This is a genomic window from Cupriavidus sp. GW822-FHT06G04 (genome assembly GCF_058799075.1).
Genome location: NZ_JBXALD010000006.1, coordinates 18,476 through 29,859 on the forward strand (window position 1 = coordinate 18,476; position 11,384 = coordinate 29,859).

Genomic DNA, 11,384 nt, shown 5'->3' on the forward strand with positions numbered 1-11,384 from the left:
AATCAAAACCGCCCGCACATCGGGGCGGCTGCCGTTCAGAACGGCACGCTGCCGATGATGCCCGCGCGTTCCATCTTGCGATGGCAGGGGGCATAGTCCATCACCGCGTAGTGCTGCGTGGCCGTGTTGTCCCAGATCGCCACGCTGTCTGGCTGCCAGCGCCACCGTACCTGGAATTCCGGGATATACGCCTGCGACACCAGATAGCGCAGCAGGTCCGCCGCACCGGGATTGGCGTCCTGGCCAAAGCGCACGCGCCCCGGTGTGTGGAAGTTGGTGAAGTGCGTCGTGAAGCCGTTCACGTAGAGGATCTTCTCGCCGGTTTCGGGATGGGTGCGCACCACCGGGTGTTCGGCGTCCGGATACTGCGCCTTGAGCGCCAGACGCTTTTCAATCGGCATCGCGGCGCCGAAACTGGCCTCGATACTGTGGCGCGCACGCAGGTCGGCGATCTGGGTCTTGACCTGGTCGGGCAGCCGTTCGTAGGCCAGCGCCATGTTGGCCCACATCGTGTCACCGCCCACCGGCGGGCATGCCACGCAGCGCAGCACCGCGCCGAACTGCGGCGCCTCGCGCCATGTGGTATCCGAATGCCAGCAGTTCTCGTAACGATCGTTCGGCTGATCGGGTGATTTGTAGATCCGCACCAGACCCGGATGCTCCGGATCGCTGCCCGCCACCGGATGATCCTCCAGTTCGCCGAACCGGCGCGCGAAGGCAACGTGCTCGGCGCGGCTGATCTGCTGACCGCGCAGGAACAGCACGCGGTGCTTGAGCAACTGTTCGCGGATCGCCCCGAACAGGTCGTCATTGCGCACGGCTTCGCCAAGATTCACGCCGATCAGTTCCGCGCCGAGGGCGCAGGTCAGTGGTTGCACTTGCATGATGGGTTCCTCAGATGACGAAGATCGACGATCCGGTGGTCTTGCGCGATTCCAGGTCGCGATGCGCCTGCACTGCGTCTTCCAGCGCGTAACGCTGATTGATCTCGATGCGGATGCGGCCCGCTGCCACGTGGTCGAACAACTCGCGTGCCAGCGTGGCTTTCTCGGCCGGATCGGCAATGTAGTCCGCCAGCGCCGGGCGCGTCAGGTAGACCGATCCCTTCATCGCCAGCAGCACGGGATCGAACGGCGGAATCGGCCCGGACGCCGTGCCCACGCACACCAGCAGGCCGCGCCGCTTCAGCGCATTGAGCGAAGACATGAAGGTGTCCTTGCCGACGCTGTCGAACACCACGTCCGCACCCACGCCGTCGGTGATCTCGCGCACGCGCCGGGCCACGTCCTCACGCGAATAGTTGATGACGTGATCGCAGCCATGTGCGCGCGCCACATCGGCCTTGGCTTCAGTGGAAACCGTGCCGATCACGTTCAGGCCCAGCAGCCGGGCCCATTGCGAAACGATCAGCCCCACTCCGCCAGCAGCGGCGTGCAGCAGGATCGTGTCGCCCGGCTCGAACGCGTGGATGCGGCGCATCAGGTAGGCCGATGTCAGGCCGCGCATCGTCATGGCCGCAGCGGTCTCGAAGCCGATGCTTTCCGGCAGACGGATCAGCGGCGCAGCGGGCACCAGGCGCTCGGTGCTATAGGCGCCCAACGTGTTCAGAAATCCGGTATAGGTCACGCGGTCGCCGAGCGCGACGTTGGTCACGCCCGCGCCCACCGCCTGCACCACGCCGGAAGCCTCGACGCCCATGCCGGCGGGCAGCGGCACGGGATACGTGCCGTTGCGGAAATAGGTGTCCGCATAGTTCAGGCCCACCGCCACGTGACGGATGCGAACCTGCCCCGGCCCGGGCTCGCCCACTTCCACGTCTTCGTAGCGAAGCACCTCCGGTCCGCCGGTTTCGTACATGCGCACTGCCTTGGCCATCGTCTGTCTCCAGGATCGCGGCGGCACGATGCGCGCCGCCATGCCTGCAAATCTAGTGGCCGACGGCTTGCCCCGCTTTGCATCGGGCACCGGAGACTTTGCATTTCATGCCAGCGGCCCTATCATTCCGCCCATCACGACAAGCACGTGGTCCGGCACGCCGCCGCGCGTCGCCCGCAACACGTGCGCATGGGGACAAACAAGGTGAGCACGCTGATACGCGCCGCGGCCCTGACCAACTTCTTCGAAGTGGCCGCCGCCATGCATCTCGACGGCCAGCCGCTGCTGCGCCGGGTCGGACTGAGCCGCGCGCTGCTGGCCGATCCCGACCAGCGCATTCCGGTGCAGGCGTGCGTGGCGCTACTGGAGGCCGCTGCGGCCGCAGCCGACTGCCCCACTTTCGGACTGCGCATGGCCGAATCGCGCCAGTTGTCCGATTTCGGCACGATGAGCCTGTTAATCAGTCACCAGCCGACCCTGCGCGATGCGCTCGGCACCATCGTGCGTTATCGCCATCTGGTCAATGAATCGGTGGCGATCCTGATCGAGGACGCGGACCACGTGGTGATCATCCGCCAGGAAGTGGTGCTCGACGCGCCGTCGCGGCAAGCGACGGAACTAGCGCTGGGCGTGGTGTTCCGCCTGTGCCGCGCGCTGCTTGGCCCGCAGTGGCATCCGCTCAGCGTCAACTTCACGCACGCGGCGCCGCCGGACACGCGCGTGCATCGGCGGTTATTCGGATGCCCGCTGGCGTTCGACGCCGAGTTCAACGGCATCGTCTGCCTGCGCGCCGATCTCGACATGCCGCATCCGATGGGCGATGCGGCCATGGCGCGCCACGCGCAGCGCATCGTCGATACGCTCCCGCGCATCAACCAGCCGTCAATCGGGCGCGATGTGCGCAATGCGGTCTACCTGATGCTGCCAATGGGCCGCGCCACGAGCGAGGCCGTGGCGCAGGGCATCGGCCTGAGCCTGCGCTCGATGCAGCGCGCGCTCGATGCCTCCGGCGAATCGTTCACCGACATCCTGACCGAAGTGCGCCGCGATCTGGCGCAGCGTTACGTCGGCAATCCGGCCTATTCGCTGCTGCGCGTGTCCGAACTGCTTGGCTACGGTTCGGCGGCGTCTTTCACGCGCTGGTTTTCAGCGCAATTTGGGCAGCCGCCCAACGTCTGGCGTCGCGAGCACGCGGGCAAGGCCGACGCGGCAACGCGAACGTAGCGCGCGCGCTCGCCATCGGGTCAGGACGCATCGTTGCGCCGGGCGGAATTGACCTTGACCACATCGAGCACGGCGGCGGTCATCAGCGCCGTCGACAGTCCGAACATCAGGATGCCGTGCGCCGACTCGATCGGGCCCAGCATGCGCCAGCGTGCCGACATCACGATGTCGCCATAGCCCAGCGTGGCGAAGTTGACCGCCGAGTGGTAAAACGCGGCCGAGAATTCGCCGAACTCGCCAAGCAGCACAAACAGCGCGGCCCACACCGCCATCTGCGCAAAGTTGCACAGCAGCGTCAGCAACATCACGGCCGCCAGCAGCGCAACGTCGGTCCAGAACGGCCGCCGGCCGGTGCGCACGCTGCCGACATGGACGTAGCGCAGGCAGACCGCCACCACGATGCACTGCAGCAGCAGGCACACCAACATCACCGGCGCGGCGATGAGCAGATGCAGATGCATGACGCACTCCCTGGTTGCGTGAATCGATGTGCGCCGGATGGCTTTGGCGGCGCGCCCATATGGCGCTATACGGTGGCGCGCGGCGCGCTCCGGCGCCGGTCCAGCAGCAACAGCATGGCGTACGCATAGAGCGAAACGCCGGTAAACAGTGCCATGCGGATCGCGAACGCCCGATACACGTCCTTGCCGGCGGCGCTGTCTTCCACCGATTGACCGAGCAGGATGATCATCGTCACCAGGCTGTTGGACCAGAATCCGGGCGATGCGCGCGCGCTGCGCAGGCCAAACAGCCGCCGCCCCACCAGCAGCGCGATAAATGCCATCCACAGGCAGTACATCCAGAGATGGACGAACAGGCCCAGCGCCAGCCAGAACGTCATCGCCAGCAGGCCGCCCATCAGCGTGGACCCGACCAGTTCGAGCGCTGCCTGGCGCGCCGTGGTGCAGCTCTGGCGCGCCAGGCCGATCGCCTTCATCACGATCGGCAGGTATGCGGCCGGGTCCGTCATGGCCAGCAGAAAAGTCGGCATCACGACCAGCGTGGCGCGCCATGCGAGGCGGTCGGCATCGCCAGGAACGATGGCGGGCGCGGGCGCGGCGCGCGGTGGCGCGGCTGGCCCGGGAATCAGCCACACACTCACGCCCAGCGCCGCGGACGCGCACAGCAGACCCTTGCCCAGGCCCTCCACCACCGTCAGCGCCAGCGCGGTGCTGGTGGTGCCTGCCGCGGCGATCAGCGTCACGCCGGCCGCCAGGAACATCGACACCAGCGCATTGCCGCCGCGCAGCCCGTGGCGAAACGCGAGGAACAGGCACAGCCCCGTGATCAGCACTCCGCTGAACGGCGCCTGCCGCAGAATCGGCGCGATCAACAGGCCGCTGCCGGTGGTCGCCATCACCATCAGCGCCAGCCCCACACCGGCGCGCAGCGAAAGCGCCCGGTCCATCGACACGCACAGGTAGACCGCCATCACCGGCGCCACCATCGGTATCGGCAACTGCGCGCCATAGCTCACGCCAACACACAGCGCCGTTGCCAACGCAAGCCGCATCGCGCGCCGTGCCGGCGCGGCAGCGATCGACGATGGCCGCGATTCAGTAGACGATTGACTAGACGATTCAGTAGACATAGGACAGCCAGCTCATCAGCCACAGAAACAGCCGACCCAGCGGATTGAGCGGATTACCGGGCTGCGGGAATGCCATCACTTCAGCCTGGCCGCCCACGCGAATGCCGTGCAGCGAGGCCAGTTGGCCCGGGTCGATATCGACCACCACCGGAAAGCGCTGCGCAGGACGCAACCAGTCGCGGCTGGTTTGCACGGTGGGCAGGCCGCCCGGCGGCGGCTGCTGCCCTGCGCTGACGCCATACCCGATGCTGCGGATCGTGCCCTCGAAAACCTTGCCCGGATAGGCGTCGAGCACCACGGCGACCGGCGTGCCGGGGCGCAGTCTGCCAAGGTTGTTTTCAGTCATGTCGGCGCTGATCCAGACGTCGTGGATCGCGATCAGCGTCATGACCGGCTGGCCCGCCGCGGCATAGCGATCGGCCTCGGCGCGCAGGTCGGTCACCAGCCCGCGATTGCGCGCGCGCACGCTGGCGTTGGCCAGATCGAGTTCGGCCTTTTCCAGCGCCGCCGCCGCACTGCGCAGCTTGGCATTGTCGTCCTCCGATCCGCCCTGCTGCTCGCGCGCGCGATCCACTTCGGCGCGCGCCGCGCTGACCTGGCTGATGGCCTGCACATGCGTGGCGCGGGCCACTTCCAGCCGGCGCACCGATATCGTCCCCGGATCATCGCGATACAGCCGCTCCAGGCGCTCGCTGTCCTGCCGCGCCTTGAGTTCGTTCGCCTGCGCCGCGCGCAGCCCCGCCTGCGCGGAGGCAATGCCGGCGGTATTGGCGCCGATCTGCCGGCGCGTGGTTTCAAGATCGGCGCGCGCGCGGTCCACCGCAATCCGGTACTGGCGCGCATCGACTTCGAACAGCACGGCGCCTGCCGCGACGTCCTGATTGTTGTGGACGAAGACGCGCGTGATGCGGCCCGATACATCGGGCGCCACCGGGATCACAAAGGCCTGCACGCGCGCCTGCTGGGTATATGGCGTCAGGCGGTCGGCCAGCAGATACCACGTCAGGCTCACGACAATCAGGCCCAGTATCCAGCGGATCGTCTTGCGCGAAGGATCGGCGGGTGGCGCCGCGACGGGGGCGTCCTGCGCGGCGTCACTCATGGTCGGCTGGCTCGGGTGCGGGCAAATCTTTGCCGATCGGCGCGCGCGGCGCTTCGTCGAGCAGGTCGCCCCATGACACGCGCTTGCGCATCTGTTCGCGCGTGGCGTCGTCGACCAGCGGCTGCGCCGTGTACCAGCCGCCGCCGAGCGCCTTGTAGAGCGCGATCAGAAAGTTCACGGCGTCGCCGCGATTGAGCAGATAGGTGTCCTGCTGCGAAAACAGCGCGCGCTGCGCGTCCAGCACGCGCTGAAAGTCCGAATAACCCTCGCGGAACAGGGCGTTGGCCAGCGCCAGCGAGCGCTGCGCCGCATACGCCGCGTCGCGCAGGATCGCGTCGCGCTGCAGCGCGCGCACCAGTCCGCTGGCCGCGTCGTCCGCTTCGCGCGCGGCCTGCCGCACGCTGTCCTGATAAGCGACGATCAGCTGTTGCAGGCGTGCGTCCTGCACGCGCACGTTGTTGGTGATACGGCCATAGTCGAGGATGTTCCAGCGCACGCTGGGGCCGGCCACCAGCAGCAGGCCGTTCTGTGTGCCGGGCAACGACGTGGCCGACCAGCCGATGCTGCCGATCAGCGACACCGCTGGAAAAAGATCGGCGCGCGCGACCCCGATCTGCGCCGATTGCGCCGCCATCTTCAATTCTGCGGCGCGCACGTCGGGACGCCGCAGCAGCAGGCTGGCGGGCACGTCCTGCAGTACCGCGCGGTCGATCAGCGGGACCACGCCCTCGCGGTCCGCGTTGGCGTCGAGCTCGCGCAGCGGCGACGGCGGGTGGCCCGTCAGGATGGCCAGCGCATTGCGCGCCTGAACGATCTGCGTTTCCAGCACGGGCTCGGTGCTGAGGGTGCCCAGATACTGCGTACGTGCCTGCTGGAAATCGAGCTCGTCGCTTTCGCCCGCCCTGAACAGTTTCTCGGTGATTTCGAAACTGCGCTTCTGCAGCCGCGCGTTGTCGCGGGCGATACGCAAGCGCGCCTCGGCCGTGCGCATCGCAAAGTAGGTGGACGCCAGTTGCGCATGCAGCAGCACCAGCGCGCTCTCGTGGTTGGCCTGGGCGGCAAAGTACGCGGCGTCGGCCGATTCGATGGCACGCGCGAAGCGTCCCCAGAAATCGAGTTCCCAGCCGATGTCGACGCCAGCGCTGTATTCCCAGACGCGGCTGGTCTGTGCCGTTGCGCCCGACTGCCGGCTGCGCACATACAGCGCATCGGCGCCCGCCTGCTGCATCTGCGGAAAGCGCCCCGCCAGCGCCATGCCCAATTGCGCGCGCGCCTCCATCACGCGCAGTCCGGCGACGCGCACGCCAGCGTCGTTGGCGTCGGCTTGGGCCATCAGCGCATCGAGCACGGGATCGTCGAACACGCGCCACCATTGCCGCATGTCCGGCGCGTCCTGCTGTGTGGTGGCATCCGCCACGGCCTCGTCATGCCACTGGCCGGACCAGGCCTCGCGCTGCGTCTGGAAATCGGGGCCGAGCATGGTGCAGCCGCTGGCCGCCATGGCCAGCGCGATCCATGGGGCGGCGTGCGGCGACATCGCTATCCGCCCGGCAGATCCGCATGGCCGAGCGGCGCGGGATCGGCCCGCGGGGCCATGTCCAGCGCGGCGCCGGGCTGCGGCGCATCTTCAACCCACTGCCAGAACAACTGATAGCCCACCGCCAGCACCACCGGCCCGATAAACAGCCCGATCACCCCGCCGGCCACCATACCGCCCAGCGCCCCGATCAGCACCACCGGCATCGGTACATCGACGCCGCGCCCCAGCAACAGCGGCTTGAGCACGTTATCGGCCAGGCCCGCAATGAAGACGTAGATCGCGAACACGATGTTGGCCGCGGCGATGTCCTCGGTGGCGAACACGTACACGATCACTGGGATCGTTACCAGCGTGGCCGGCAATTGCATGATGCCCAGCAGCAGCACGGCCAGCGACAGCAGTCCCGCGCCGGGCACGCCCTTGATGACGAACGCGATGCCGATCAGCAGCATCTGGATGAACGCGATGCCGATCACGCCCTGAGCGACGGCGCGGATCGTGGCGGTGCACAGCGCGGCAATGCGCGGGCCACGCTCCGGGCCGGAGATGCGCGAGGCGATCTGCACGGCCGCTTGCGTGCCGTTGGTGCCGTACGCCATGAAAATGCCGGCGATGATCAGTGCGCCAACGAACATCAGCAGCCCGACGCCGACACTGCCTACCGTGCCCAGGATCGTCACGCTGGCCGTCTTGATCTGCGGCGCAAGTTTCTGCAGCAGCCCGGTTGCGTCGGTCGACGCCATCAGCCAGAAGTCGTGCAGGCGCTGCCCGATCAACGGCCATTGCGCTACCGAGTCGGCCGGCGGCGGAATGCGGATTTCGCCGCTCTTGGCCACCGCCATGGCATGCTCGGCCGAATCGATCAGCGCCATGCCCAACAGGTAGGTGGGCGCCAGCACCACGGCGATCACCATCAGCACCAGCAGCGCCGCGGTGTGGCCCTCACGCGAGAACACCTTGCCGTGCAGGCGCCGTTGCAGGGGATACATCGTAATCGCCAGGATCACCGACCAGACGATCAGGTCCATGAAGGGCCGGAAGATCTGGAAACACAGCACGGCCAGCAGCGCGACCAGTCCGAAGCGGATGTAGGTGTCGATCAGCGTGCGCGACACCAGCGCAACGGGAAGAGGCGAAGGCGTCATCGAAGCTCTCCTTGCATGTCTTGCCGGTGCGACGCTAGCCGCGCTGGCGTGCGCGTCCCGCGATGGCCAGCGCCGCGCCCAGCAGCGCCAGCACCATGCATCCGAGCAGCCAGTCGCGCGCCAGCACGCTCACCAGATAGCGCGGCGGATCCGCCGACAGGCGAATCATCTGCACTTCCAGCCCGCGCAGCGCCATCCTGAACAGGTTGAGCCTGTCAGGCATCTGCCCGCTGGGATCGCTAAAGAAGATGCCAAGGAACGCCAGCGCCAGCGCCACACCCATCAGGTATAAACCGGTCTTGTACATGATGGCCACCCCCATGGAAAAGAGTCCGCCATGCACCGCGCCAATGCAATTGGTCCTTGGGCCAAGCATTGGACCAAAGGCCCTTGCCAGTGAGGCCACGGTGATCCAGATTGAAGGAAACGCGGCGCACCGGCCACGTATCGGGAAGGACGCCATGGGAAAGAAGCACGCACGCGAAACCGACGCAGCCGGCCACGGCGCCGTGCCCGCGCTTGACCGCAAGACCTACGACGCGGCGCTGCGCGAGCTGCATGTGGAACTGGTGCGCATGCAGGACTGGATCAAGGCCACCGGCACCAAGATCTGCGTGGTGTTCGAAGGCCGCGACGGCGCCGGCAAAGGCGGCACCATCAAGGCGCTGACAGAGCGCGTGAGCCCGCGCATCTTTCGCGTGATCGCCCTGCCCGCGCCGACCGAGCGTGAAAAAAGCCAGATGTACATGCAGCGCTACATCCCTCATCTGCCCGCCGCCGGCGAAGTGGTGATATTCGATCGCAGCTGGTACAACCGCGCCGGCGTAGAGCGCGTGATGGGCTTCTGCGACGAGGACCAGGTCGAAACCTTTCTGCGTGCCGTGCCGCTGCTAGAGCGGGCGATTGTCGGATCGAACGTGCTGCTGATCAAGTACTGGCTGGAAGTGAGCGAGCCGGAGCAGACGCGACGCCTGCAGCAACGCATCCAGGATGGACGCAAGACGTGGAAGCTGACCGACATGGACCTGAAGTCCTACAGCCGCTGGTACGACTACTCGCGCGCGCGCGACGCGATGTTTGCCGCCTCCGATACCGATTTCGCGCCATGGCATGTGGTGCGGTCCGACGACAAGCGGCGCGCGCGGCTCAACATCATCAGCCACCTGCTATCGCAGGTGCCCTACGAGCGCATCCATCGGAAAAAGATTTCGCTGCCCCAGCGGCAGAAGCCTGGCGGCTACCGCGAGCCCGACTACCCGTACCGCTACGTTCCCGAGACCTACTGACGTGCCGACCGACTGAAGCCGCCGCGCAAGCTACGGAGCCCGGCGCTCAATCCTTGATCAGCGTCTTCTTCCACTTGCCGTCAGCCTGCTGGCAGTACCAGCCTTTCCATCGTTCGGGCTGACGTCCCTGCTGGCGCAGTTCGCTGCTCACCTGCCGGCAGCGCAGACCCGCGTGCGTGCGCGTCTGTACCGGCGTGATGCTGCCTTCGGTCACTTTGCCCTTGGCGTTCGGCGACAGCGTGAAAGGCACGGCCGTGCCGTCTTCCGCCTCGTTGAGGGTTTTGGTGAAAGTGCCGACCAGTTCCGCGGTCTGGTCCTTGCCCAACGTGCCGACGATGGTCCCGTTGAGGAAGTGGTCGTAGTAAGCATGCGCAGGCCACGCCGCACCAAGCAGCAGCGCACAGCAAAAGATTCGCCGGTTCACGATGACATTCACGATGCTCTCCTGCGGTCCGGCCGCACCGCGTCTGGTGATTGCGGCCCGGCCGAACCTGTTGGCGCGCCGCGCTACTTCGCGGCCCCTGGTTCCACCGACACCGCCACGGCCTCGGTGTAGACGGCCTGGACACGGTCGCCCTTCTTCACATTCTTCATCTGATCGGGGTCGCTGACCAGCAAGTCGACCACGCGGCCGTGCGGCCCCTTGACGGTGACGATCTGGGCATCCTTGTTGACCGCTACCACCTGCGCCACGACGGTGACCTCTCGTCCTACCGTTCCGCCAGGCTTGGCGCCCGGTTCGGCCCGCTGCGAGATCTCGCGCTCCTGCACCGTGGCCGCGCCGCTACCTTTCTTCAGACTCACGGTGAGCGCCTCGTTGTACGACACGGTGACCTTGTCGCCCACCCGCAACTGCTCGAAGTTGCGCGCTTCGGGGCCGACCGTCATCTCGGTGATCTTGCCTTGCGCGGTCTTCAGCGTGATCTTGCGCGTCGCGGTATCGATGGCCGTAATCGTTGCGGTCACTTTCGCCGTGCCGGTCGCGGTGGTCTGCCCTTCGGTGCGCGTCACGTCCATCTTCATGTCTGGCTGGCTCTGCGCCATGGCAGGCGCTGCCAGCAGCAATGCCACCGGAATCACGAGTTGCTTCCACATACTTCCTCCTTAGCACAAGGCTGACTGAAAAACTTGCGGCGGGCCGGCGGCCCGTCAGCGGATCGAATAGCCGCGCCCTTGCATGCAGGCGCCCCACGCCCGGTAATACGTATCCATCGCGCCAGCCGACTGCGCCTGCGAGTTGGCCTGCGCGTTGCGCTTGTTCTGCCGCGCACGCGAGCCGCCTGCCACGGTGCCGACCGCCGCGCCAGCCGCCGCGCCCTTGCCCGCATCGCCGGCAATGCCGCCGATCACCGCGCCGCCGAGCGCGCCGCGCGCCGCCCCGCCTACACGTTCTCCGCCGCCCACGGCAGGGCCGCTCGGCGGCGGCGGTGCGCTGCTGACCGCGGCGGGGTCGATGCCGGTATTGGACTTGGCCCACGCGTAGCAGGCGCCGTCATCCTGTTGCTGCTGCGCAGCGCTCTGCCCCTTTGCCGGATAGGCAACCGGCTTGGACTGCGCCATCGCGCCCGTGCAGAGACCGAATGCCCACAACACGACCAGCGGAAACCTCATCGATCTGTTC

At 67.0% G+C, this 11,384-nt stretch carries 13 protein-coding genes; 2 read left to right on the top strand and 11 right to left on the bottom strand.

All coding sequences use genetic code 11. The annotated features are described in order from the left end of the window. Positions 1-35 precede the first annotated feature (35 nt). The gene (locus AC1RKI_RS14810; protein ID WP_150979099.1) at positions 36-884 is read right to left on the bottom strand and encodes a TauD/TfdA dioxygenase family protein; all 849 of its coding nucleotides are present in this window, start codon (positions 882-884) and stop codon (positions 36-38) included. Positions 885-894: 10 nt separating this feature from the next. Then, positions 895-1,875 (bottom strand): quinone oxidoreductase family protein, encoded by a 981-nt coding sequence (locus tag AC1RKI_RS14815; RefSeq protein ID WP_061955137.1) that lies wholly within the window; start codon positions 1,873-1,875, stop codon positions 895-897. 204 nt (positions 1,876-2,079) lie between these two features. On the opposite strand from AC1RKI_RS14815, the gene AC1RKI_RS14820 reads away from it, so the two are divergent. Further along, a complete protein-coding gene (locus tag AC1RKI_RS14820) occupies positions 2,080-3,099 on the top strand; it encodes an AraC family transcriptional regulator (protein WP_492796456.1) in 1,020 nt (339 codons plus the stop codon). 20 nt (positions 3,100-3,119) lie between these two features. On the opposite strand, the gene AC1RKI_RS14825 is transcribed toward AC1RKI_RS14820, so the two are convergent. From AC1RKI_RS14825 to AC1RKI_RS14850, 6 genes are all read right to left on the bottom strand, one after another. Next, complete coding sequence (locus AC1RKI_RS14825; RefSeq protein WP_061955135.1) at positions 3,120-3,560, bottom strand: ion channel; 441 nt, start codon at positions 3,558-3,560, stop codon at positions 3,120-3,122. 65 nt (positions 3,561-3,625) lie between these two features. Further along, entirely contained in the window at positions 3,626-4,690 is a 1,065-nt protein-coding gene (locus AC1RKI_RS14830) for a DUF2955 domain-containing protein (protein WP_492796454.1), read from the bottom strand. Further along, complete coding sequence (locus tag AC1RKI_RS14835) at positions 4,680-5,792, bottom strand: HlyD family secretion protein (protein ID WP_150979095.1); 1,113 nt, start codon at positions 5,790-5,792, stop codon at positions 4,680-4,682. Before AC1RKI_RS14835 ends, AC1RKI_RS14830 begins: the two co-directional genes overlap by 11 nt. Then, positions 5,785-7,329: an efflux transporter outer membrane subunit gene (locus AC1RKI_RS14840; RefSeq protein ID WP_244787436.1), complete on the bottom strand. Its 1,545-nt coding sequence runs from the start codon at positions 7,327-7,329 to the stop codon at positions 5,785-5,787. Before AC1RKI_RS14840 ends, AC1RKI_RS14835 begins: the two co-directional genes overlap by 8 nt. Before the next feature lie 2 nt (positions 7,330-7,331). Next, positions 7,332-8,477, bottom strand: a complete 1,146-nt coding sequence (locus AC1RKI_RS14845; RefSeq protein ID WP_492796451.1) for an AI-2E family transporter — start codon at positions 8,475-8,477, stop codon at positions 7,332-7,334. Positions 8,478-8,511: 34 nt separating this feature from the next. Continuing rightward, positions 8,512-8,799 carry a hypothetical protein gene (locus tag AC1RKI_RS14850; RefSeq protein ID WP_061955128.1) on the bottom strand — a complete coding sequence of 96 codons (288 nt, stop codon included), beginning with the start codon at positions 8,797-8,799 and terminating at the stop codon, positions 8,512-8,514. Positions 8,800-8,938: 139 nt separating this feature from the next. Between AC1RKI_RS14850 and ppk2 the strand changes: the two genes are divergently transcribed. Continuing rightward, the gene (gene ppk2 / locus AC1RKI_RS14855; RefSeq protein ID WP_492796449.1) at positions 8,939-9,763 is read left to right on the top strand and encodes a polyphosphate kinase 2; all 825 of its coding nucleotides are present in this window, start codon (positions 8,939-8,941) and stop codon (positions 9,761-9,763) included. Positions 9,764-9,809: 46 nt separating this feature from the next. Here the strand turns inward: ppk2 and AC1RKI_RS14860 are convergent, their stop codons facing one another. The 3 genes from AC1RKI_RS14860 to AC1RKI_RS14870 all read right to left on the bottom strand — a co-directional run bounded on the left by AC1RKI_RS14860 (position 9,810) and on the right by AC1RKI_RS14870 (position 11,374). Next, positions 9,810-10,199, bottom strand: a complete 390-nt coding sequence (locus AC1RKI_RS14860) for a hypothetical protein (protein ID WP_061955126.1) — start codon at positions 10,197-10,199, stop codon at positions 9,810-9,812. Positions 10,200-10,270: 71 nt separating this feature from the next. After that, on the bottom strand, positions 10,271-10,858 hold the full coding sequence (locus AC1RKI_RS14865) for a hypothetical protein (RefSeq protein ID WP_061955124.1): 588 nt from the start codon (positions 10,856-10,858) through the stop codon (positions 10,271-10,273). A gap of 54 nt (positions 10,859-10,912) precedes the next feature. Next, a complete protein-coding gene (locus AC1RKI_RS14870) occupies positions 10,913-11,374 on the bottom strand; it encodes a glycine zipper domain-containing protein (RefSeq protein WP_223505956.1) in 462 nt (153 codons plus the stop codon). Positions 11,375-11,384 lie beyond the last annotated feature (10 nt).